Genomic DNA, 24,861 nt, shown 5'->3' with positions numbered 1-24,861 from the left:
GGATATGCTTGAGCGGGAGAAGGAGCGCTGGTCTCTGTCCGGAGCGCAGCTGGGGATTTGGTACGCCCAGCAGCTTGACCCGGTCAATCCAATATTCAACACGGCGGAATGCATTGAAATACGAGGACCTATAGACCCGGTTCTGTTCGAGAGGGCCTTACGTCAAGTGGTCGTGGAGGCGGATGCATTGCATGTTCGCTTCGGCGAAGATGTGGACGGGCCTTGGCAGTCGATCGATCCATCTCCGGACTGGGTCCTCCATGTGCTGGATGTCAGCGGGGAGAAGGATCCCCATCATGCTGCCCAAAGCTGGATGGAACATGATCTTGCCCAAGCGGTCGATCTGAGCCGAGGGCCTTTGTTTACGGAGGCGCTGTTCAAGATCGCTGCCGATCGCTACTATTGGTACCAACGCATTCATCATATCGTAATCGATGGGTTCGGCGTATCGCTTCTGCTGCAAAAAGTTTCCCAAGTCTACACGGAATTGGCGGGCGGAGTATCTTCCGGCATAGGAGCGTTCGGCAGGTTTCGTACGATCCTGGAAGAAGATACGTCATACCGCATGTCGCAGCAGCTCAACTCGGATCGTGAATTCTGGCTACGGCGCTTTGTCGATGAGCCGGAGGTCGTCAGCTTAGGCGGTCAGGCACAGCGTTCGGCACGCAGCTTCCTGCGCCGATCGGTGCAGCTTCCCGAATCTTCGATCCATCGCTTACAGGAGGTTGCACAAGCATCAGGGACAAGCTGGCCAGATGTAATTGCGGCTGCAATGGCCTTATATATACACCGTATAACAGGTGCTGAGGATGTTGTGCTTGGATTGCCGGTGATGGGTCGCCTAGGTTCGGCCTCCATCCGTATACCAGGGATGGTCATGAATGTGCTGCCGCTCCGGGCGCACATAAGGCCCGATATGAGTCTGATCAACCTGCTGCAGCAGGTCGCACGGGAGGTTCGCGAGATCAAGCGGCATCAGCGCTACAGGCATCAGGACATCCGGCGCGATCTCAAGCTGCCCGCCGATAACCGCAGGTTATTTGGACCACTCGTGAATGTGATGCCCTTTGCTTCGGAATTGAACTTTGGTGGTTTCGGCGGCAGCGTTCGTAACCTGGCTTCCGGACCGGTGGATGACTTGACCTTGAACGTATATGGAAGTTTGGATAGTTCGAATGGGAACGGGCTGAGAGTCGATATGGACGCCAATCCCTTAATCTATACCCTGGAGGAGTTAGAGTCCCATTTACAACGCTATTTGTATTTGCTGGACAACTTGGCCGAAGCGGAGCCGGCCCATTCTGTAGGAAGCGTGGCCTTTATCTTGCCGGAAGAACGCGACAAGGTGCTTTTTCAATGGAATGATACGGCTCGTCCCTTACCACAGTTAAGCATACCGGAATTATTCGAGGAGCAGGTGACACGCACCCCGCAGGCGGAGGCGGTGGTATGCGAAGGGTTAACCCTTCGTTACGAGGAGCTAAACAGACGAGCGAACCGCCTGGCTCGCTTACTTATTGCCCGTGAAGTAGGTCCTGAACGAATCGTTGCCCTTTCCCTGCCCCGTTCGGCGGACATGATCGTTGCGATCCTGGCCGTGCATAAGGCTGGAGCGGCTTACTTGCCGTTAGATCCGGATTATCCGGACGAACGGATCGCCTATATGCTTGAAGATGCGAAGCCGGCGTGTTTGATCACAACACAGGAGCTGGCTGGAAATTTCGCAGCTGTCATGAAAAACAAGGACGTGATTGTGCTGGATGCGCCGGCTACCCACAAGCAATTGGAGCAGCAGGCGTTTCATAATCCTGTCGATGCTGATCGCATACATCCGCTGCTGCCGCTTCACCCGTCCTATGTTATCTATACATCCGGATCCACAGGACGGCCCAAGGGCGTCCTGCTCACGTTCGAAGGACTTGCCAATCTGCTATCGGATATGCGCGAGCGATTGGAGATCGGGGAGCGGGATCGCTGGTTGTCGGTTACCACGATGTCATTCGACATCTCGGTAATGGAGGTGCTGCTGCCGCTAGCATCCGGTTCGACGCTCGACATCGTGATGCGGGATACCATTCTCGATGCAGAGGCGCTCATAGGCAGAATTCGGGAAACAGGGGCGACCATCATGCAGGCGACCCCGACGTTATGGCAGTCCATTGTCGCTTGCCGTCCAGAAAATTTTGAGCGTCTGAAAGTCATCACAGGGGGCGACGCGCTGCCTGTCGGTCTTAAGCTTGCGCTGCAAGATCTTAACTGTGAAGTGAATAATCAATATGGACCGACGGAGACAACGATTTATTCGACGGCGGCGAAGCTTGATCATGAACGGGACAAGCCATCCATTGGGGGACCGGTGTGGAATACGAGACTGTATGTGCTGGATTCTTCACTCTCGCCGGTTCCGCCAGGTGTAACAGGTGAGCTGTATATTGCAGGTTCGGGGCTTGGCCGGGGGTATCTGGGAAGACCCGACTTGACGGCGGAACGATTTGTAGCGGATCCCTTTGGTCCGTCCGGATCCCGGATGTACCGAACAGGCGACCTTGCCCGCTGGCTGGAGAATGGTTGGATTGATTATTTGGGGCGTGCCGATCATCAGATCAAGCTGCGCGGCTTCCGTATCGAGACGGGAGAGATTGAGTCCGTGCTTGTGGCTTATCACCAGGTGGAGCAGGCCTGTGTCATCATCCGTGAGGATCGGGCTGGTGATCGACGCCTCGTTGCTTATATCGTACCGTCTCCATCTGCTTCAAGCCTCATCAATATGGCAGAGTTACGGGATTATGCCGCAGAGAAACTGGCCGAGTACATGGTGCCGTCTGTTATCGTGGCACTCGACGCGCTGCCGTTAACGCCGAACAAAAAGGTGGATCGCAAGGCGCTGCCTGCGCCGGAGCATCCGTTGACAGTCGGCCGCATGCCGCGGACACCCCAGGAAGAAATGCTCTGCACGATTTTTGCCGAGGTGCTCGGGTTACCGCGGGTTACCATTGATGATGATTTCTTCGCCCTCGGTGGCCATTCCCTGCTTGCCGGCAGGGTGATGGTACGTGTCAGGGAGGCCTTTGGCGTGGAGCTTAGCATGGGAAGTCTGTTTGAAGCAGCGACGGTCGCGAGTCTCGTCAAGCGGCTTGATTATGCGCAAGCGGCCAGACAGGCTGTGCGTCCCGTGATGAGGACCAAGCATCTGCCGTTATCTTTTGCCCAGCAGCGGTTATGGTTTTTATATCGTCTGGAGGGTCCGAGTCCGACCTATAATATTCCGCTTGTGGCTCGCTTGTCAGGTGAGCTTGATGTGGACGCATTGCGAATGGCGCTGGGGGATGTGACGGCTCGTCATGAATCGCTGCGCACAGTTTACCCGGATCAAGAGGGGACTTCCTATCAACACATCCTGGACGCCGAGGAGGCACGACCGGAACTGATGGTGACCGAAATCAGCGAGTCGGAGCTGCCTGATCGATTGGCCGAAGCCGTCAGGCACCCATTCGAGCTTGCCACCGAAACCTCGCTGCGGGTAGAGTTGTTCAAGCTGGATAACGAAGAGTATGTTCTGCTGTTGCTGCTGCATCATATAGCGGGAGACGGCTGGTCGCTTACTCCCCTGACACGAGATCTATCAGATGCCTATACCGCACGGTTTCAAGGGAGTGAACCAGAATGGTCTCCGTTACCGGTCCAATATGCAGATTATGCCGTTTGGCAGGAGAAGCTTCTTGGCAGCTCGGGCGATAAGAGCAGTTTGATCGCCCGTCAGCTGGACTATTGGACCGAGGCGCTTTGCGATTTACCGGAGCAATTGGAGCTGCCCACCGATTATTCGAGGCCAGCTGTCGCCAGCTATCAGGGCGGAAGCGTGTCGTTTCCGATTTCGCGTGAACTGCATCAGCAGCTGAATACGCTCGCGCAGAGCAATCGAGCGACATTATTTATGGTGTTTCAGTCTGCGATGGCGGCGCTGTTTACGAATCTGGGTGCAGGTACGGACATTCCGATCGGCAGTCCGGTCTCGGGCCGGAACGACGACAGTTTGGATCAATTGATTGGTTTCTTCATCAATACGCTTGTGTTTCGTGTAGACACGTCGGATGACCCACCATTCGACGAGCTGCTGCAACAGGTACGGGAGAGGAGCCTGGCCGCCTTCGAGCACCAAGATGTGCCGTTCGAGCGGCTTGTCGAGACATTGAACCCGCCGCGTTCCCGGGCGAGACATCCGCTTTTCCAAGTGATGCTCGTGCTGCAAAATACGCCGGAAACTTCGCTTGAGCTGCCGGGAGTCAGCTCAAAGCTGCAGCTGCAAAGCGTAGGTACGGCGAAGTTTGACCTAACCTTCGAGCTGACAGAGCGGCGGGATATGAACGGCGAACCTGACGGAGTGGACGGTTTAATCGAATTCAGTACAGATTTGTTTGAGCGCAGAACGGCAGAAGCGATGGCGGAGCGATATGTGCGCGTGTTGGAGAGTGCTGCCATTGAACCAAGTAAAACCATCAGTCAACTTGATATATTAACCGTTCATGAGCGTGAGGAAATCCGTCGACAGTGGAGCGCTCCGCTGCCTGTCACTAAGCAGGCAACCTTGCCCCAGCAGTTTGAGGAGCAGGTCAGCCGCTCGCCTCAATCGGTCGCGATTGTCCATGATGGATTGTCTCTGAGTTATGAGGAGCTGAATGAGCGTGCTAATCGGCTTGCTCACTGGTTGATTGCAGCAGGCGTCGGTACGGATCAGATCGTAGCACTCGCCTTGCCGCGTTCGATGGACATGGTTATCGGCATATTGGCTGTACTTAAGGCGGGGGCCGCTTACCTGCCGCTGGATCCGGAGTACCCGGAGGATCGACTGGCTTACATGATGGAGAACGCTTGTCCGGTATGTCTCATTACGAGTGTTCATGTGCTGGATCGGCTGCCGGGATCGGCAAACATCAGATGCATCGTGATCGATGAGTCCGAGCAAGCTTTACGGTTGCAGCGTTATTCTAAAGAAAATCCAAGCGACCATGAGCGTCACAGGCCGCTTACCCCGCAGAGTGCCGCGTATATCATTTATACCTCCGGGTCTACCGGCAAACCGAAGGGCGTGCTTGTACCGCACCAGAATGTCATCCGGTTGTTTGATTCTACCGCGAATTGGTTTCAATTTGATGAGACAGATGTATGGACATTATTCCACTCGTATGCCTTTGATTTCTCGGTATGGGAATTATGGGGACCGCTCTTGTACGGTGGCCGACTCGTCGTTGTTCCGCATACGATCAGCAGATCGCCGGATGACATGTTGAGCTTGCTGGTCCGAGAAGGTGTGACGGTGCTGAATCAGACGCCTTCGGCGTTCTATCCGTTGATTCAGGCGGATCGAGATCAGGCGGGGATGGGGCAGAAACTGTCGCTCAGGTACGTTGTATTTGGCGGTGAAGCCTTGGAGCTCGGACGGCTTGCGGATTGGTATGAGCGTCATGCCGACGATGCCCCGCGCCTGATCAACATGTACGGCATTACGGAAACAACCGTACATGTCAGCTATATGGAATTGAACCGGAACCTTGCGTTGCCGGGAGCCGGCAGCATGATCGGAGAAGCCATACCGGATCTCAGAGTATATGTCCTGGATGCCAAGCTTCGGCCCGTTCCGTATGGCGTAACCGGAGAGATGTATGTCGCCGGCGCAGGACTTGCGCGGGGGTATTGGGGACGACCCGACCTGACGGCCGACCGGTTTGTGGCAGATCCGTATGGTCCGCCTGGGACAAGAATGTACCGAACCGGCGATTTGGCGAAACGGCAGGCTGACGGTACGCTGGATTATTTGGGACGGTCCGATCATCAGGTGAAAATACGGGGTTTCCGGATCGAGCTTGGTGAAATCGAATCGGTCCTCATTCGCCATGAGGCACTCGCGCAGGCGGCTGTCATTGTGCGTGAGGACCAGCCAGGAGATCGGCGGATTGTGGCTTATGTTGTGAGCAAGCCCAGTTGTGAGCTGTCTTCAGGTGCAGAGTTGCGCCGTTATGCCGCCTCGATGCTTCCTGATTACATGGTTCCCGGGGCGTTCGTATTTATGGACAAGCTGCCGCTTACGCCTAACGGAAAGCTCGATCGCAAAGCGCTGCCGGCTCCCGATATGGCGTTCGATGCAGATGGACGCCATCCACGAACCCCGCAGGAAGAAGTGTTATGCGAGTTGTTTGCCGAGATATTGGGAGTCAAACGGGTGGGTATCGATGACGGCTTCTTCGAGCTCGGCGGCCATTCGTTATTGGCTGTCCGGCTTATCAGCCGGGTTCGCGAAGCGCTTGGAAAAGAGTTAAGCATAGCGGCTTTATTCGAGTCCCCTACGGTAGCGGGCCTTGTCGACAAGCTTGAAATGGGTGGTGGTACCAGTGCGCTGCAGGTTGTGCTTCCGCTTCGGGCGCACGGAAGTCAAATCCCGCTGTTCTGCGTACATCCGGCTGGAGGACTAAGCTGGTGTTATGCCGGCTTGATGAAGCATCTCGGCATGGATTATCCGATTTACGGCTTACAGGCGAGGGGGATAGCGCAAGTAGAGGAGCTGCCGAAATCACTGGAAGAGATGACGACAGACTATATCGACCATATACGTTCCCTTCAACCAAGAGGGCCATACCGGCTGCTCGGATGGTCTCTGGGCGGCAATGTCGCTCAGTCGATTGCGGTACAGCTGCAGGAGGCGGGTGAAGACATTGAATTGCTAGCCATACTGGATGCTTACCCAAGTCATTATTTGCCGATCAAGGAAAACCCCGACGAAGATGAGGCTTTGACCGCGCTGCTGGCGCTTGGCGGCTTTGACAGGGAAAGCATTGAAGAGGGGCTTGGAGACACACCGCTAACTATAGCGACAGCGCTGGAATTGCTGCGTAATGAGAGCAGTGCGCTGGCGTCCTTGGAGGAAGAGACGATGATGAATCTGAAGGCGACTTATGAGAACTCGGTTCAGCTGTTGAAGGCGTTCGTTCCGAAGAAGTTTGAGGGGGATATAATATTTTTCCACTCGACCATCATCCCCGATTGGTTCGAGCCCATCGAACCGGAGATGTGGAGCCCTTATGTTGGAGGGCGAATTGAACGGCATGATATCGCATGCCGACATAAGGATCTATGCCAGCCGGGTCCTCTGGACTATATCGGCAAGTGTATTCTAAGCAAGCTGGAGGCAGCTGTACCCCGAGGGCAGACCACATTGGAGAGGAGGGAACTTATCCATGACCAATCCTTTTGAGCAAGTCGACGGCAAGTTTCTTGTACTGGTGAACCATGAGGGGCAATATTCGCTCTGGCCGGATTTCGCGGCTGTTCCAAACGGCTGGACACCGGCTTTTGGACTTAGCACGCGGGAGGAATGCGTGGCCTTTATCAACGAGAACTGGGTTGATCTGCGGCAACGAAGCTTGTATGCTAACACCGAGCCGTCAGTCAGCAGAACATAGGCTAGGAGCACCTGGCTGAACTCTAACCCGAACAAGATATAATTCATATGTATCTGCAAACCAATATAGAAAAAAAGGAGCTAAGCTGAAGAGTTTAGCTCCTTTTATATTCCTGAATACCCGCGTTGCTGTTACAGGGTTGAGCTGAACATTTTAGTGCCGCGAGGCAGATTGCCGCGGTCATCAGGCTCGAGCGTGATGCCAATACCGTCGAAGGCGAGGCTCTCCTCGGAAGCAACCGGCATTGACAGAATGCCTACCCCCTTGTCGTCGACGCGAAACGTACCCGCGCTCTTACGCTTGTTATCCCGGATAAGCCAGACCTGATATGCTTCGTTGCCGATTGTGGCCTTTGCCTTGAAAACATAGACGACGAATTGCTTGGATTGCCCGTTTTCGACCACGCCAGCGATTCCGTAAGCATCACTAGGGGCGGCGGTTTGCGGATTAAGCGGAATCAGTCGTTCGATTGTGGCCGCTGGAACAGTCAGTGCCTGCTCCAGGGAAGCGGGACTTGTCGTGATTCGTTTTTGATACAGAAGGTAGTTCCAGACGGAGCTGGTGAGGACAATGGCCAGTAAGACAGCAACGATAACACTCGCTGGAATCCGATGAATCGCTATGCGTCTTTTGCGGGCGGATACGTTATCATGGTTCTGTGAAGGCTCTGCCGCCAATACGGCATCCATCACTTGTTGTTTTAAATCACTTGGGGGCTCCAATCGTTCCATATCGGACGGAAGCGCCTCCCAAACCGTACGAAGTTCAGCAATTTCCGAACGGCAGCTGTCACAGTAGGGCAGATGACGCTCGAAGACCAGTTTTTCCCCATATTTACAACTCCCGGCAACATAGTCCAGAATCAGGCCGCAAATGGTTGTTGGCTGTTCTTCCTCATGCATACATCATTCCTCCCTTTCCGAGGCCAAATACCTGCGCAATACTTTCAATGTTTGATGTAGACGGCTCTTGATTGTTCCAAGCGGCTGGTTATAGATTGCGGCCAACTCGCTTAAGCTGTAGCCCTGCCAGTAAAAATGCTCAAGCAGTTGAATTTGCTGCTCCGACAAATGCCGGTAAGCGGCGAGGAGTTGCTCCTTCTCCGATTCACGAATCGCATTGTCTTCCGGTGAGGCCGCAACTTCGTCGGGAATCCGCTTCAACTTTTCCAAATCGAAAAAAACGACTTCTGCCTCACCTCTTCTTCTCTTACGAAGATAATCTATCGTTATATTGCGCGTAATGGTTAACAGCCAGCTAGTAAATCGGCCTTTATCCGGATCGTAAGCGGATTGGGTGGTCCACAGACGAAGGAAGACGGCCTGCACGATTTCCCTCACAGCCGATTCGTCCCCGATCGCTTTCTGCGCAAAGGAATAGACGAGCGCTGAATACCGGTCGTACAAGATGGATAAAGCATTGTGTTGCCTGCATTTTATTAGAAGCATGAGTTCATAATCGGAAAGATTCTGCATACCGTGCCTCCAGGTGAGTTCATTCAAAGCTCTATTTTTATCCTATCAAAAAAAATGGCAACCAGGAACCGATTGCCATTTGAGACAATTATGATCCAGCCTCGAGCTGTGCGTTACTGTGCCTGACCAGGTTGTCAGCCCGCCTTACCGAGACCCATCACTGTTTTCAATCCTGAATGGGGCCTATCGTTGCGTTAACAAGAAAATTTCCATTCCCGTTAATGGAAAGTTCAAATTTTTTTTACAAATTACTTGATCCCGGTGCTGCTGGCGCTCCGGAAGCTTTTGCGGCCGTTGTCCCGTCGAATTTGGCCGGATCGATTACGAACCAAAGCTGGTTGAAATCATGTCCGGAGGTTGCGCCGTGCTCTTGATCCTTGGCGAAGTAGTATAACGGATACCCTTTGTACGTCAACTGCTTGCGACTGTCCGAACGGGTGATCGTGCTGAAGTCGGAGCTAGCGATTCCTGTAGGCACACTGTTTCCGGCAGCCATATAAGCAGGCCAATTGTCGATGCACTTGCCTTCGCATGTACTTGTTTGCGGTACGTCCTTATCGAAGTAATATAGTGTACGCCCATGGTCGTCAGTCAAATAGTTGCCCAGCTTGGAAGAAGTCCCGAGCATAACGGTATAATCAGGCTTGGCGACGAACCAGACGCCTTCAAATGCTTCTCCTTTTATATCGCCACCTGCCATATCTTTTGCAAAATAATAGAGGGGCCAGCCTTTGTATGTCAGCTGTTTGGTGCCGTCCGTACGGGTCAATACGGAGAAGTCAGCGGCATTCAGCTCTGCGGGAATCTGCAGATCCTCTGAGTAGAAAAGCGGCCAGTTTTCGATGCATTTACCTTGGCAGGCATTCGTATTTTCGGCGTCTTTGGTGAAGAAATAAAGCGTGCGTCCTGTCTTATCGGCAAAATATGTACCCAGCTTGGCGTCACTACGCAGCGTAATCCGCTCGCCCGAAGGGAGCTTGGCGTCGGCTGGGAGCACTTTACGCTCCTGAAGCTCAGAAAACAGCGTATTGTTTCTGGCTGACGTCGCTGACAATCCTTCCACAAGCGCCGTTGCAATATCGGTGTTCGTCAGAGTGGCTGCGTTGGCAATTTGCATAAGGCCTTTAGAGGCTGCAAACGATAGAGTATCCGCATAATTAAAATCTTTCCCAACCCCGTATCCAAGGACCTCCAGTAGTACTTTATAAAATTGCTGGGCGCTGATTTCGGCTAATGGGTCGAACATGTTTCCCGTTGTGCCTGCCCATCCACGCTCCGGGTGGTTTTTGAGGTAAGACAGGATAGCCTGGTTTTCAGTGTCGACAAGGGCAGCATCTTTAAAATTGCCGTTTCCTTTGTAAGAAAGGGCTTCCTCCAAGTAGCCCTGAAGAAGGAGTGAAGTGATTGCAGCCTGCAGTCTCGTTGATTTTTTAGCTAAAAAGTCGGCATTGACACTGTTTCCGTCTGCTTGGAGCAGACCGAGCTCTCTTGCTGTATCCACATCGGATTTCACTGTGAACTTCCCTTCTGCGGCGGATGCACTGGTTACTGGCAGAACAAATCCTGCGCAAATAACCAGACTGAATAGCACGGTGACAAATCGATTTTTGATTATCATCAAACAACCTCCCATAGGATAAAAATACATCTCATATCAGCTAACGAACGAAATGTCTTAGCGGTTCGAAAAAAATATATAAATGATTTTGTCTAATAAATGTGAGCAAGTGATGAGCTTCTTCTTTATTTATGTTTAAATGACAGGACCCCTATTTGTGGATAATTTGTTAATTCAGCGAAGGTTCCTTTATTTATTCTTCACCAGACTAATTTTCAATAGATTTATGAAACTTTCGAACTGTTTTGCAACTATAATCAAACCGTATACAGCCTCCCTTCGTTTCCTTTAATAATACCGGTAAATATCATGTATGAAATGGAGGAAGAATCATGAAGAAGACCGTGCTCCTATCAGCTCTACTGCTCTTTGTCATTACGGCTGCGGGATTGTCAGCCTATGCAGAAATGGATCCTAAGCCGGCGTCCCAGGCGACACCAAATTCCAGCCAAAGTGATCATGTCATCCGGGTGTACGGACCGGGCGGACCACTTGGACCGATCAAGGAAGCTGCTGAACATTTTTCAGCTGAAACGGGAATCGAGGTAGAAGTAACAGCCGGACCAGAGGGCAATTGGATCGGCCAGGCAAAGCAAGATGCAGATATTATTTTCGGTGGCTCCGAGTATATGCTGCAGGACTTCATCTTCAACCACCCCGAAATCATTGACACTAAATCAAGAACGGAGCTTTACCCGCGTGCTGCAGGAATATTGGTGAGGAAAGGAAATCCTAAGAAGATTGCAAACCTTGAAGATTTAACGAAAAAGGGAGTGAAAATACTCGATGTGAATGGGGCTGGCCAGCTTGGCCTGTGGGAAGACCTGGCAGGCAGAAAAGGGCTGATCGAAGGCATTTCCCAAAATATTAACCTTTCTGTAAAGTCGAGTGTCGAAGCCATTGAACGATGGAAATCGGATTCCAGCCTGGACGCCTGGATTACCTATGAATCGTGGCATTACCGGCTCCAGGATGTGACCTGCCTGGTCGAACTACCCGAAGAAGAAAAGCTCTATCGTGGAACGCCGATCTCCCTGACGAAAATCACCGATCAGAAAAAAGAAGCACAGCAATTTATTGATTATTTAAGAACGGAAGAATCTCATCAAATCTTTCAAAAATGGGGCTGGAAGTAAGGATGAGCCTTAAGATAATACCGATTCAATAATGTAAACGTCGGACAATTGATGGGCAGTGTGCACTGATGTATGCGGACAGGAGATCCGCTATTTCCCAACAACTGTACCAAATTCAAGGATTCGCGGACACAGAATCCGTTATTCTTGGCTTCTCCCTGTTTTTGCTGTGATATGCCGGCCATAGTGGAACCCGTGTCCGCTTAACATTATGTTTAGCACCTTTGCTTACAAATAGCGGAATCACGGTCCACACGGCGTTGGTCTAATGGCTTGTTCCTCATAAAATCCCCCCTAAAGTATCATTGGTTTCCCATATGGGTTTCCAACAATATCTACCTTAACGGGGTTCACTTAATTAAAATGTATCTTCAGCCTCTGCCTCTATATGTTCTCCGTCAGCAGTATCGCCTTCGCCGCTGATCCCCTGACCTTTTCCATTTCCAGTACCAACGGCGATGAATTATACGCTGTTAGCTGGCTCGCGATAAATATCCGGATGCCGAGATGATCTTGCTGGATTTAGCTGAATACAACCTTGTTCTTGGCGATGGCCGGGATTATCGGGAATATGAGGGGGATACCCGCTATGTAGCTGAGACATGGCGGCAGATGCCCTCATGATTGAGCGTCTGGTCGAAGACACGGTAATGCTTTTGAATGTGGTGTCCGCGATCCAGGAGACCAAAGACGCAGCTTATGATTTTTGATTAGATTGGATGGCCAGATAAAGTTTTATAAATGATAAAGGGGCTATACTCCCTGCATGTTGTTGCAGAGAGATGGCCCCTTTGTACATATTTAATCAGACTGCTGGATTCGGAAGCTTATCCGTTTTAACGATGGTTTCGATCTGTACGGTTCTGTATGGGTTTTAGAAATGGGCGTCACTTGGGTTTGCGCAAGCCTTTGGGCAGGTGATTCTTGAGCTGTCCGCCGCTGGCTTTGCCCCAACCCAGAGATAATCCATCCGTGGTTACCAACGTCCATCCCCGGAATTCGGAAGGAATGGAGATTACTTCTCCCAGCAAATAAGCAGCTGCCTCGGCAGAATCTGAAGGCAGATCCCAGCTGCGGACAGCTTGGCCAGGATGCAAGGACATAGCAAGGGCATGCGCCGGTTCGATGCGGTTCTTCTTCAGATGAGCCAGATGCAGACCTGCGCGCGGCATCTTCAATCCCTTTAGCTGTTTGTCATTCCATGTCAAACTCTCGCTGACCGGAAGCCAGTACAGCTCCTCACCGAACAATATCGGAGTGCCACCGTTAAGCTCAAATCCAGGGATGTCCTGCTTCGCCCAAGCCTGATATTCAGCCAGAGCGGAAGGCGCAGGCGTTTGTTTGCTGCCTCGATTTGATTTTGTGGGAGATTTACTGCTGCCCTCAGAGTAACCGAGGTCTTCATGTAAAGCTCCGGCAGCCGCCGATTTGACCAAGATAGCAACAAAATGCCCCTCCCCCCGTTCCAAGTGGGGCCACAAGCGCTTCATTTCATGCAGCTCCATATCGGGATACTGTGAAAGAATGTGCTCAATCATCTCTTCATTCTCGGCCGTGTTGAATGTACAGGTGGAATAAGCCAGAGTTCCTCCCGGTTTGAGCATCCGGTACGCCTCCTGGACAATGTCCCACTGCCGGGCGACGCACAGATCCACATGCTCAGGCGACCATTCCTCAATCGCTGTGGCATCCTTTCGAAACATGCCTTCACCGGAGCATGGCGCATCGAGCATGATCCGGTCAAAGCAGGCAACGAAACGGCGGGATAGCTGATCCGGTGCCGCACTCGTAACGACTGTATTCATGATTCCCATACGTTCCACGTTCTCGGCAAGAATCCGCGCCCGTTCGGGGTGGATCTCATTGGAGACAAGCAGTCCCTGGCCCATCATCTTGGAGGCAATATGGCTTGTCTTGCCGCCGGGAGCTGCCGCAAGATCCAGGATGGTCTCTCCGGGCTGAGGATTCAACAGCTCGACTGCGGACATTGCCGAGGGCTCCTGAATATAATATAGTCCAGCGGCATGATAGGGGTGTTTGCCTGGACGCAAGCTTTCATCATAATAGTATCCGGTATCACACCAGGGCACTGGCGTCAGCTCGAATTGCCGGATGAGTTTTTTTACGCTGTCTGCGGCATGAACCGCTTTCAGCCGGTTAAGACGCAGCCCGTGGGTGCGGGGGAAATCATAGCTGTCCCAAAAATCGCACGAGGCATCCCCAAGAATATCATTCACGCTGGCGACAAAGCCAACAGGCAATAGTTCCTTTCTCATTCGTTATATTGCTCCTTCTTTAGAATAAGGTACATGCTGCAGTGTATGGAAAAGAAATCCCAGTTCGGAGTTCATTTCTTCTCTGGCTTTAAGGAATCGGTCATTAGTTTATCATGTTGCCGAGGGCGTAGTAAAGAAATGTCAAGCAAAAAAAAGACCGCCCACTTCATATAGTGGGCAGCCTGCGCCAGTGTTATCCGGCGGATTCCGTTGATTCGGTTGAAGAGGTTTTTAAGGACCGGTAATCGGATACCTTGTTTTTGCCGGTTGTTTTGGAATGATACATCGCTTTATCGGCTTGTTTCATGAGTTCATCGCCGCGAACGCCTTTGCGCAGTACGCTGTAGCCGATACTGATGGTGACGATGCTCTCGCTTGCCACTCTGGCTCGGATGTTCTCGGCGACCTGCGCGGGTTTGACTTTGCGGTCAACCACCACGGCGACCAACTCCTCGCCGCCATACCGGCCGGTAATCCCGATACCATCAAGCTCTTCCTCCATAATGGCGGCAACCTGCTTCAGTACTTCATCGGCTCTGGCATGGCCCTGGGTATCATTCAGCTTCTTGAAATTGTCGATGTCGCAGAAGATAGCGGATATCTTCAATTCCTGGGACGCGTAATGGTCCAGATACTTCATAAAATGCCTGCGGTTGTACAGTCCTGTTAATCCATCCGTAATGGCGGACCGGTAGATGGACTGCATCAGCTCGACAATGCGTCTAAACAGGATGAAGAACACGATGCTATAGAAAAGCACCGGCAGGGCGAGTGCGAGTCCCTGAAGCGCAGGAGACAGACTGCCAGAATAGGTATGTATGGATTGCAGGATAGCCGAGAGAGCGTAGACGGCAAGTCCAATCGCATATTTGATCGGTTGTCCGATCCGCGGCGTGACTTTGGTATAAGCCAGATAGAGCGCAACAAGCTGAAAACCATCAAAATATATGCTTTGCCATATCGGGTCCAAGGTGTTAGGAAGAAATGAGGGAAGAATGAGCGGAAGCATAAGAAGTAGGGCTGACAACAAGGGAAGCCAATAATGCATGGTCTTGACTCTACGGTACAGCATGACAATCGAGACGTTCAGCAGGACAAACGAAAAAAGCTGAATGAAACGAAGGACGTCCGATTCCGGTGAAAAAACAGATTTTCCACTCCAAGCCGAATGGATGTTCAGACCCTCGTATGTCATAATGAAGAAGAAGGCTGCCGCCATATATATGTAAGCATTCTTGCGTTGCTTGCTGTACATAAAGAGACACATGATCAGCATCATAAGCGCGATATAAGCTCCGCATACAGCAAATATGGTAGGTAGTGGAGAAGTGGACCAGTAACTCAATTCATAGGACAAATCGATTCACTCCTGAGTAGGGATAGGTTTCCTTTGTATGAAACATATGTTCTAATATATCATAGCGAAAAACAATGAATCTGAAAAGAGATTTAGAGAAAGGGGGATCCCCATGAAACTTCTTCAAGCATTATTCTTCCCTCCTGAACAGCCAGGCGGCGTCTCGTCCATGATTCCTTATTTGCAGGAGCGTTTTCATTCATCCCGTTGGGAGATGGAGATGTTCTGGCTGCCCAAGCGGATCCGCAACAAAGGCCAGGAGGATCCGGTATTCCATACCTTTGATTGGAAAGAGTTTGAAGGGAGTGCGATTGTAGCGAAATACCTTCAAACCTACCGGGATTACCTGTGGTGGACACGTCTGCGTCTTCAAAAGCCTTATGATCTTATCCATAGTCATCATCCGATTGCAGGCATGTCGATGAAAGCCGTATTCCCTGAGGTTCCGCTCATCCAAACCGTGCATTCCAGTTACGAGCGCGAGCTCATCCTGAACGGAAGAATCAAAGAAGGAGGGCTGGAGCACAGATTCCTGGTCTCTTTATATAAGGAGCTTGAGTATATCAGCGACCGTCTGTTGACGGTGTCGAACTCCTTCAAGGATTATATGGCTCCCTACGTGAATACGCCCGAATCAATCGGGGTTATTCATAACGGATTTGATGATAAAAGATTTAAACCGGTGCCTCATGAAAATGCGGTGCCGCAGTTGATTACGGTATGCCGTCTGGTACCTGCAAAAGGATTGGACATTCTGCTTCAAGCCTGCGCGGAACTGAAACGCAAAGGATATGATTACGTTCTTCATATTATCGGCGACGGACCTTCCCGACAGGAGCTCGAGGAGATGGCCAAAACACTCGGCATCTACCAGGAGACGATTTTTTACGGATATACGCTGCATCCCGAGGAGTTTATGCCGTTCTTTGATATCTTTGTCCTGCCTTCGAGAGCGGAGGCGTTCGGCTCGGTGTTCGCTGAAGCGGCGCTTAGTTGCCTTGCGCTGGTAGGCACCGATGTCGGCGGCATCGCTGAGCAGATCGAGGATGGGGTAAACGGCTTGCTAGTACCGCCGGAGGATCCGATAGCACTCAGTGTTGCGCTCGAGAAGGTTATCAGTGATCCGCTCTATCGTTATGAGCTTGCCCGGACCGCTTCGGATAAGGCGAAGAGTCAATACTCCCTGTCCAGATCCGTAAATGAACTGAAAAAAATGTATTTGAAATTTCAACCTACGATAGAGAGTTAGGGGTCGGTTATGGCTTCTTTTCGATTTATGCATGCTGCGGATTTACATCTGGACAGTCCGTTTATCGGGATCAGCGGGCTCGATGACAACCTGCGGTCTTTCGTTCAGGAATCGACCTTTCGTGCGCTGGAGCGGCTCGTGCAGCTCGCCATCGACCAACATGTTGATTTTATCGTCATCAGCGGGGACATATATGATAGCTCCAACATCTCGCTGCGCGCACAGCTTCGATTCCTGGAGTCCCTTAACCGTCTGGGAACGGAAGGGATTGCGGTATATGTGATCCATGGAAATCATGATCCGCTGGACAGCACCAAGCTTACTATGACGCTGCCTCCCCATGTCCATGTGTTTGGGGCGGAGCCTGCAAGCGTAACAGCCGTTCGCCGCTCGGATCATCAAGAAGTGGCGGTCATTACCGGGATGTCGTATCCGACCTCGAAGGTAACCGATAATATTGCGATACGTTATCCTTCTCCGTCATCCGGTCTCTACCATATCGGACTTCTGCACGCGAACGTGGATGGGGATCCCCATCACGAAACCTATGCACCCTGTACGAAAAGGGATCTAATCCAGGCCGGATATCATTACTGGGCGCTTGGGCATATTCACTCCCGTCGAACTTTGCAGGAATCTCCTTTTATTGTGTATCCGGGCAATATCCAGGGACGTCATGTCCGGGAGACGGGACCCAAGGGATGTTATATCGTTGATGTGGATGGGAGCTTCAACACGAAGCTGAGCTTCCATGAGTTCGATTCCATGCGCTGGCACATCGTTGAAGCGCCACTTGATTCTTATCAGGATGTCGATGAATGGAGACGCTCACTGGAATCCATTCTCACCGAAATAGCCAGAGAGAACGCGGATAGGCTTAGCATGATCCGCGTTCGGATTACGGGACGAGGTCCGGTTCATCGTCAGCTTGAAGGCGGATATGTACTCGATGAGCTGCTGACCGATCTGCGGAGAAGAGAAGCTGCGAAGGGGCAGACATGCGGCTATCGGGGATGCGTCTGGATCGAGAGTTTCTCCCTTCAATCCGGGGACGCGATTGATACAGAGAGGCTGCTTGCGGAAGACAGCTTTGCAGGGGACTTGCTTCGTCTTGTTCGAGGCGAGCAGGGACGGGTTCAAGATCCTGATGGGGTTGTTGCCAAGAGCTTGGAGCCTCTGCTGGAGCATGCGGAGCTCCGCTCCTTGCTGGACGAGATTAATCCGGAGGAACTGCTGGAATGGGTTCGCAGAGCCGAGGAACTGACCTTAGGCTTATTGCTGCGCGACCGTTCGCAAGAGGAAGGTGTCGGAACATGAGACTAGAGCGGATGAACATTCAAGGCTTCGGAGCTGTCCGGGACAAGAGCCTTGATATCGATGCCCCTGTAACCGTGCTGTATGGGCCGAATGAAGCGGGAAAGAGCAGTGTCCTGTATTTTATCCGAGCCATGCTGTACGGATTCCCGGGGAAGGGCTCGCCGGCAGAACGCGGCGAGCCTTCGGGGGAAGGCGTACACGGCGGCGAGCTGCGTTTTCTGGATAAGGAGGGAGTGCCTTGGGTGATCCGGCGCTACAGCCGTTCCAGAGAAGGACATTCAGCCACCGGCAGAGGCGAGCGCGTACATATTCATAAACTAGCGGATAACGGGATCGTGATCGAGCTTGGACAGCAGGAACTGGAGCAATATGCCTTGGGCGGCGTGTCCAGGGATATGTTTCGTCAGCTGTTTGCCATCTCGTTAAGCGAGCTGCAGGAAATCAGCAGCCTGCAATCTGCCGAAATGAGCGGTTACCTGTTTCATGCCGGAATCGGCGGCGGGGCTAATATACTGGAAGCCGAACGCAAGTTGTCCCAGGAGATGGACAAGCTGTATAAGCCGCGCGGAAAGGTTCAGCATACCGCCAAGCTGCTGCAATCCATCGAGCATTTAAGAACCCAGGTTTCGGAGAGCAAGATGTACGTTTCCCGCTATAACGAGACCGTTACATCCATTCTGGAAATACAGGAACGGTTGAATCTTCTGGAACAGGATCGCAACAGGGACGCCGAGGATTTGTCGCTGCTTCGAAAAGCGCAGGACATTCGTCCGGCCTGGCTGGAATGGCGTGAGGCCAGGTTGGAACTCAAGGATCTGATGGACAGTGACAACTTTCCTCCGGATGGAATCACCCGATACGAAAAGATGCAGGAGGAAGAGCGTCTTCTCCTCGCCCAGTTAATCCGCGTCGAGCGGGCGATCGAGGACGTGGAGGATAAGCTGAGAGCCCTCCCCCTTAATGCGTTCATGGAACAGTATGGCGAACAGATTGAGGAGCTGTGGGCGAAACGAAGTCTGCATGAAACCGCAAACCGGGAGCTTGCCGAGCTTACGGCTGAATACAAGTCTCAGGAGATCCGGCTGGAACAGCTGCTCCGAGATATCGATCCGGCATGGACCCGGCAAGAGCTGCTGACTCTATCGGTATCCGCTTCGGAGCGCGAGGAGGTCCGGCGAATCAGTGCGGCCTTTGCCGGGTATGATCGCCGGATGGAGGCACTGTTCATTGAACAGCGCGGGGCCCAGCGTTCGGCGGCAGCAGCCGAATCGGCGCTGCGGGAAGCCAGGCGGCAGCTGCGCGAGGAAATGGATCGGGGACAAGAGGCATTTGCCATGATTCAGCCGGCAGCGCCCCAGGAGACCGCTGCCCTGTGGAATCAGCTGCAGCTGGAGATCGAGCGTTGGCGCGAACGGAGATTGACCCGGACACAGCCGGAACCTGCTTCCACACGCCAGTCGGGGAGGGGCCGATTGCCTCGGATGTACGCGGCTCTGTTGGCGGGAATGGCTGTTATGACATTCCTGTTGGTAGCCGTATTGCTATGGACATCAACCACGGAAGCTGCCGTGGTCTCAGGCATCGTGATGCTGCTCGGCATGAGTTATGTATTCTGGAGCGGTCTACGTGACCGGGAAGATCATGGTACGGTTTCGAATGAGATCAATAATCTAGACGGGCAGGGAACGGAACATATAGATCATCTCTATTCCAGGCTGGTCTCTGCCCCTTACGCGGCAGCAGCAGTGAGTACGATCCCGGGCAGTCGAAGGGACAAAAACGTTGTCCTGGCTCGCGACCCCTTCATGGTGGAGGCGCAGATGCGCGAGCTTCGATCCGTGATGGAGGGCTGGCAAGCATGGCGGCAGCGGCTCGATCGACTGACGTCCGATTGTGCGGCGGCTGAGGAGAAGGCTGCGCTGCAACAGGTTGAATTACAAACAGTTCAGGGCGCCATCGATCAGGAAGAGAAGCGATATTTGGAGCTGGAGCGGCAGTGGGAGGCTTGGCTTATGTCCATATCACTCCCGCAGAGTCTGTCGCCTGACGTGATGCTGGACGTATTCGTCAAGGTTGAGCAGGGGCAGGAGCTGATCCGGCAGCAAAAATCACTTGGCCTGAAAATGGATGTGCTGTTAAAAGAGGCGGAGGATTATATCATCCAATGCCATGAGATCTTTGCGGCGGATCCCCAGGGAGACGCTAACGGCAGCCGAATCCCAGCCGTCGCTGAGCTCGGCAACGTACATTCCAGATGGAAGAGCTATCAAGAGGATTCGAGACAGAAGAAGGTCCTTGCAGAGCGTGTTCAAGAGCTTCGCAAAGAGGGGGCTGCGATAGAAGAGGAGCGGGATGCGCTGCAGCTGCGTAAAGCTGCTCTGATTGCATCGTCTCAATCGGCAGACGAAGAAACCTTTCTTCGTATGGGAGCTGCTGCGAAACGCCGGGAGGAACTTGTACGCACGATCCGCCATCACGAAATTACCATGTTCAGCGGCTGGGATGATGCGGGTCGCCGGCAGCTTGAACAGTTGCTGGAGCTGACGGATGCTGCGGAACTTGAAGCTCAATGTTTCAAGAAGGAGGAAGCCGTATCCGCCGTGCTCCACCTTCGGGACGAGCTTCAGGAACGGCGGGGGCGGCTGCTTCAGGAGAGAGAGTCACTGGAAGCCGCGGGGAACCAGGATTCCGCCCTGCAGCAGTTGGAGGAGCAGCGCTCCGCCCTGAGGGAATTAGTTTCGCAATATGCGGTACGTTCGATGGCCACCGAATTTATCAAACGTACACGCCGCATGTACGAGGAAGAGAAACAGCCGCAGGTGCTGCAGTTGGCTTCCCGCTACTTCTCCATACTGACCGGCGGCATGTACAGCCGGATGGTCATGCGGATGGGAGATCAGAGTCTGCTGGCAGAGCGCCCGACTGGTGAATTGGTAGAGAGCAGCAGGCTAAGCCGCGGCACGGCGGAACAGTTATATTTGGCGATGCGGCTCGGTCTGATTCAATCGATGCCACATGCGATGGGGTTGCCGCTATTGCTTGATGATCTGTTTGTTAATTTTGACGGTGAACGGCTCGGACATGCGCTCGAGCTTCTCGCGGAATTGTCGCAAGACCGGCAAGTCGTGATGATGACGTGTCATCGACATGTAGCAGATCAAACCATGAAACGCATACCCAATGCACAATTTATCACGATGTAGCCATAAGAAGGGGGCTTCCCAAGGGCAGGTTTATCATACCTTTGGGAAAGCCCCTTTATTTTCCCCTGATATCGGGGGTTCCGAACAAAGTTAGCCGGAGCACCCAGAGCAGACACATTCCCCCAAACATCGGGTAGAGGAGAGAGAGCAAGGAACTGAACCCGAACTGGCTGAAGAAATAACAGAACACCATAATGCCAAGGGTAATCACTCTGGGCGAGAGCGAGGTTCGCTGCTGAACCTGCAGGGTAATACCGTAGATATTGGCCACGAAGGTGCTGAAAATTTCAAGGAAGATCAGAATGAGATAGATGATCTGCACGAGCCAGCCCAGCTGGTTGGCGATGCTGCCCATCGGGATTTCGAATTGGGCGACGCCGGGCATGTGGGCGGACATCGCAAAATGTGCTGCCATCAGCATAAACCCTACGCCCGTACCTCCAATGATACCTCCCCAGGTTACGGTGCGCGCACTTTCGGTCTGGCTGCCGAGTGGGACCAGCACCGGCATCGCCATAACCAGATTAAATGCGGTGTAGAGCAGGGGCGCCAGCCAAACAGCAGGCAGGCTATGGTCCGTAGTCAAGGTTAAGAAACGGGTGGCCCCCGGCGTCTGAATCGTCTGAGAAATAATCGCAAGCGATAAGGTCAGCATCATGGGCACGACAAGACTGTTCATCGTCATGATAGACTGGATGCCTTTTCTGAGAATGAAATAGGTTCCGATCATCGTGACAAACAGCCCGGTCTGATAGCTCATGTTCAGATGCTCCACAAAAACAGAGCCAGCGCCGGCAAGCATGATGCTGTTCACCCCGAGCAGAATGACAAACATAAAGAGGCTGATCCAGACGCCGGCTTTCTCTCCAAACAGAAATTTATTCAAGTCCTCAAAGGATTTGGCCCCGATCTGCCTGGATATCGTCATGATTTTCGTGCCGAGCCAAATAAATAATCCTGTCGTAAGCAGAATGGTCAGTGTAGCCCAGTGTCCATATTGGGTAAAGAATTGAAGGATTTCCCGTCCGGTCGCAAAGCCAGCGCCGACGATGGTTCCGATATATGTAAAGGCGATCTGTAAAACACGAATAGATTTACGCAAGCCCCGCATCCCCCTTGAAAGTTAATCGTTCTGCATAGTACAAGGTATGCTTGGCTCAGCTGGGACATGACTCCTACCTGTCCAGGTCCTTTGCCAGAGGCGTGACAAGGGTTAGTGCCAGGTAGCGGAGATCCATGTCAGGAATTGTGACGAGAATCGTACAGTTAAATGACGGAGTCCCCGTTTGTACTTGCCGTATAGAGTGGAATATGGTACTTTTACGACAAAGGAATCGTGGGAGGTCTTTTGGATGGATTGGTTGAAGGAGCGGATCATCAAAGAAGGTGTCGTGTTGTCGGATCAGGTGCTGAAGCTGGATGCTTTGCTGACGCATCAAGTAGATCCGGCATTAATTATGGATATGGGTCGGGAATTCGCGGTGAGATTTAAAGAAAGCGGTGTGACCAAGGTCGTAACGCTGGAATCCTCCGGCATTTCTGTTGCTTTTGCCGCGGCGCTGGAATTGGGAGTTCCAATGGTATTCGCCCGGCGCAAAAAAACGCTGCTCGCCGATCCAGACGCCTTATGTGAGCGTGTTCCGTCTTTTACCAAGGGCATTGTCACGGACATTATGGTATCGCGCCAGTTTATCGGTGAAGAGGATAAGTTACTCTTCATTGATGACATTATCGCGAACGGGGACGCTGCAAGAGGCCTGATCAAAATTATTGAACGAGCAGGGGCGGAATTAATCGGGCTTGGCGTTGTGATTGAAAAGAGCTTCCAGGCCGGAGCGCGAACGCTGCGCGAACAGAATGTTCATGTGGAATCGCTTGTTACCATCTCGTCGCTTGAGGACGGCAAGATTACGTTCAGCTAAAACTTAGCATCTTCTTTGGCATGTTAGCGATAGAGCAACGACGGATTAGGCCTTAAGTCATGAACGATTCCACCTAGCTTTGGGGAAGTGGAAAAATGGCAATTCGTAGTCAATGTTCATCGGATTTCTGCCTAAAATCACAACAAAATCTTTTCGCCTCCGTGATTTTCGCTTATAATAAAGAGGTAGGCAAGAGAGAGGAGGCAGCACCATGGGGAAACAACCTGTAACCGAGCCGTTTTTGATCGAGAAGCTGAATGAAGCAAAGGTACATTTTGAACGTGCTTTGGATTGTAAACATACGGAGTTTGATGATCTATATCCCTATATGATTGAACATCCTCAGTTTTTCTGGTACAAACGCTATGTTGCCTGGTCAGAACTGCTGACGATTGCCGGATTGTGTGAGGAGGTTTCCTTCGAATGGAAGGAACAGTTTACGCCTCAGCAGGTAGAATATATCGAGAAGCGTGTCATGTCTTCAACCGTTCTGGATTTTTGGTACGAGAAGAATGACAGCATCGAGCCGGCACAGCGTTAATGGGTATATAGAACATCTCTTAGTCGGGATGTTTATCGATATCGCAACGCATTCAAAAGACCTAAATGATCTCATTTAGGTCTTTTTTTGCAGAGTAGGTTTATGGAGGAGGTATGGTGATGATTAGCGATGAAAGACTCGATGAGCTGCGGCTCTCCGGCGAATTGGTTCGGGTTGTGCGAGATGGCTTGGAGACCAATGATATTATAGGCTTTGTCGTCGCCTGGGACCCGGAGCAGGTCATAATACGCCGTAGAAACCGGCGGGTCGTTAAACTGGATCGCCGCTACAGCTACCAGCTTAAAAAAGATCCAAGAGTAAGCCCGATCGAAGAGTAGGAGTAGGCATAGATCTCGAACTTGTCGGACAACTTAACCTCGCATCAAATTTTTGTGGAGGAGTTGCTTTGGGTTATGGAAATGTCCAATGACAAGGTCTCGGCTTATAAGAATGAAATTCTGAATTTGAAGCAGAGCATGCCGGAGATGGCAGAGGCGTATCATCAGTTCACCGGCGTTTGCTTTCAGGATGGCGAGCTGGATGAGCGAACGAAGCAGCTGATCGCGCTCGGGATCGGACTGTTTGCCAATAACGAGCTGTGCACCTTCTATCATATGGAGGAAGCCCGTGCGAAGGGAGCCTCGGATGCACAGATAATGGAGGCTGTAGCCGTGGCGTCTGCCGCCAGTGCGGGACATGCTCTCTCGCAGGGACTGACCCGCGTGCAGCATAATCTTCATTGATTCACGTGTTACCAATAACCGTCTCAACCGGAGCATTCTTGTTCAGTGGGGGAGACGGTTATTCTCTGTTTAAAGGGCGGCGATTTAGCGGACAGAAACAGCGGCAGGAGGATGGGCTTGCTCGGAGGACTCGGTCTCAGGCGAGACCAGCCCAAGATAGGCTCGCATGCGGTCCATCATCTCCTCACGGAAGGATGGCCATAGAATGTTCATCGAACCAATGTAACCCCGGCATGCATATCGCGCCTGGATTCCATCCTGGTTTTGCCCAATATCATACACCTTGATCGCCCGCTTGGTGAATTCCTGTTTCACCTCACGAAGAAGCACAGCAGCACGCTTGGCTCCGTTCCCCACAACCTCTACATACAATTGCGGGCTCTTGAAGACACCGCTCTCCTGAATGATTCGGCAATCCCTTTCAAACACCTTATGGATGAACATCAGCAGCAGGTAACTCTTGATCAATGCTCGTTCTTCTGTCGTAACAGCCGGTATGGCCATCAACATCACCGCCTTTATACAGAAAGTGGTTATCGGGTAGGAACTTATGTTCTTATTTTAACCGGA

The 24,861-nt window shown here is 52.1% G+C and carries 17 protein-coding genes; 10 read left to right on the top strand and 7 right to left on the bottom strand.

The window, feature by feature from the left end; all coding sequences use genetic code 11:
- Window positions 1-4 precede the first annotated feature (4 nt).
- Together MKY48_RS23855 and MKY48_RS23850 are read left to right on the top strand one after the other, a co-directional pair.
- On the top strand, window positions 5-7,246 hold the full coding sequence (locus MKY48_RS23855) for an amino acid adenylation domain-containing protein (protein ID WP_339291242.1): 7,242 nt from the start codon (window positions 5-7) through the stop codon (window positions 7,244-7,246).
- A complete protein-coding gene (locus tag MKY48_RS23850) occupies window positions 7,230-7,454 on the top strand; it encodes an MbtH family protein (RefSeq protein ID WP_339291240.1) in 225 nt (74 codons plus the stop codon). Before MKY48_RS23855 ends, MKY48_RS23850 begins: the two co-directional genes overlap by 17 nt.
- Before the next feature lie 131 nt (window positions 7,455-7,585).
- On the opposite strand, the gene MKY48_RS23845 is transcribed toward MKY48_RS23850, so the two are convergent.
- The 3 genes from MKY48_RS23845 to MKY48_RS23835 form a co-directional block, all read right to left on the bottom strand.
- Window positions 7,586-8,356: an anti-sigma factor gene (locus MKY48_RS23845; protein WP_339291238.1), complete on the bottom strand. Its 771-nt coding sequence runs from the start codon at window positions 8,354-8,356 to the stop codon at window positions 7,586-7,588.
- Between the two features lie 3 nt (window positions 8,357-8,359).
- Complete coding sequence (locus tag MKY48_RS23840; RefSeq protein WP_339291236.1) at window positions 8,360-8,929, bottom strand: sigma-70 family RNA polymerase sigma factor; 570 nt, start codon at window positions 8,927-8,929, stop codon at window positions 8,360-8,362.
- Window positions 8,930-9,170: 241 nt separating this feature from the next.
- Window positions 9,171-10,547, bottom strand: a complete 1,377-nt coding sequence (locus MKY48_RS23835; protein WP_339291234.1) for a hypothetical protein — start codon at window positions 10,545-10,547, stop codon at window positions 9,171-9,173.
- A gap of 332 nt (window positions 10,548-10,879) precedes the next feature.
- Between MKY48_RS23835 and MKY48_RS23830 the strand changes: the two genes are divergently transcribed.
- Window positions 10,880-11,683, top strand: a complete 804-nt coding sequence (locus tag MKY48_RS23830) for a substrate-binding domain-containing protein (RefSeq protein ID WP_339291232.1) — start codon at window positions 10,880-10,882, stop codon at window positions 11,681-11,683.
- Window positions 11,684-12,570: 887 nt separating this feature from the next.
- Here the strand turns inward: MKY48_RS23830 and MKY48_RS23825 are convergent.
- Both MKY48_RS23825 and MKY48_RS23820 read right to left on the bottom strand, forming a co-directional pair.
- Window positions 12,571-13,959 (bottom strand): RsmB/NOP family class I SAM-dependent RNA methyltransferase, encoded by a 1,389-nt coding sequence (locus tag MKY48_RS23825; RefSeq protein WP_339291230.1) that lies wholly within the window; start codon window positions 13,957-13,959, stop codon window positions 12,571-12,573.
- Window positions 13,960-14,152: 193 nt separating this feature from the next.
- Entirely contained in the window at window positions 14,153-15,316 is a 1,164-nt protein-coding gene (locus MKY48_RS23820) for a GGDEF domain-containing protein (protein WP_339291228.1), read from the bottom strand.
- 112 nt (window positions 15,317-15,428) lie between these two features.
- Here MKY48_RS23820 and MKY48_RS23815 point away from each other — a divergent pair, with 112 nt between their 5' ends.
- From MKY48_RS23815 to MKY48_RS23805, 3 genes are read left to right on the top strand one after another with little or no spacing between them, the layout of a single operon-like run.
- The gene (locus MKY48_RS23815; protein ID WP_339291226.1) at window positions 15,429-16,565 is read left to right on the top strand and encodes a glycosyltransferase family 4 protein; all 1,137 of its coding nucleotides are present in this window, start codon (window positions 15,429-15,431) and stop codon (window positions 16,563-16,565) included.
- A 9-nt stretch (window positions 16,566-16,574) separates the two neighbouring features.
- Window positions 16,575-17,882, top strand: coding sequence for a DNA repair exonuclease (locus MKY48_RS23810; protein WP_339291224.1), 1,308 nt, complete (start codon window positions 16,575-16,577; stop codon window positions 17,880-17,882).
- Complete coding sequence (locus MKY48_RS23805; protein WP_339291223.1) at window positions 17,879-21,085, top strand: AAA family ATPase; 3,207 nt, start codon at window positions 17,879-17,881, stop codon at window positions 21,083-21,085. The genes MKY48_RS23810 and MKY48_RS23805 overlap by 4 nt, the downstream gene beginning before the upstream one ends.
- Before the next feature lie 55 nt (window positions 21,086-21,140).
- Here the strand turns inward: MKY48_RS23805 and MKY48_RS23800 are convergent, their stop codons facing one another.
- The gene (locus tag MKY48_RS23800; protein WP_339266762.1) at window positions 21,141-22,187 is read right to left on the bottom strand and encodes a hypothetical protein; all 1,047 of its coding nucleotides are present in this window, start codon (window positions 22,185-22,187) and stop codon (window positions 21,141-21,143) included.
- Between the two features lie 250 nt (window positions 22,188-22,437).
- Between MKY48_RS23800 and MKY48_RS23795 the strand changes: the two genes are divergently transcribed.
- From MKY48_RS23795 to MKY48_RS23780, 4 genes are all read left to right on the top strand, one after another.
- Window positions 22,438-23,007, top strand: coding sequence for a xanthine phosphoribosyltransferase (locus MKY48_RS23795; protein WP_076325774.1), 570 nt, complete (start codon window positions 22,438-22,440; stop codon window positions 23,005-23,007).
- A gap of 211 nt (window positions 23,008-23,218) precedes the next feature.
- Window positions 23,219-23,548, top strand: coding sequence for a hypothetical protein (locus MKY48_RS23790; RefSeq protein ID WP_071221736.1), 330 nt, complete (start codon window positions 23,219-23,221; stop codon window positions 23,546-23,548).
- Between the two features lie 119 nt (window positions 23,549-23,667).
- Window positions 23,668-23,886 (top strand): hypothetical protein, encoded by a 219-nt coding sequence (locus MKY48_RS23785; RefSeq protein ID WP_076325776.1) that lies wholly within the window; start codon window positions 23,668-23,670, stop codon window positions 23,884-23,886.
- 75 nt (window positions 23,887-23,961) lie between these two features.
- Entirely contained in the window at window positions 23,962-24,291 is a 330-nt protein-coding gene (locus tag MKY48_RS23780; RefSeq protein WP_071221734.1) for a carboxymuconolactone decarboxylase family protein, read from the top strand.
- Window positions 24,292-24,375: 84 nt separating this feature from the next.
- On the opposite strand, the gene MKY48_RS23775 is transcribed toward MKY48_RS23780, so the two are convergent.
- Entirely contained in the window at window positions 24,376-24,795 is a 420-nt protein-coding gene (locus MKY48_RS23775) for a hypothetical protein (protein ID WP_339291220.1), read from the bottom strand.
- Between the last annotated feature and the right edge of the window lie 66 nt (window positions 24,796-24,861).

This window comes from Paenibacillus sp. FSL W8-0187, assembly GCF_037969755.1.
In the GTDB taxonomy this organism is placed as follows: Bacteria; Bacillota; Bacilli; order Paenibacillales; family Paenibacillaceae; genus Paenibacillus_AQ.
The sequence above is the reverse complement of the archived record's forward strand: the minus strand, read 5'-3'. Positions and strand labels throughout refer to the sequence as shown.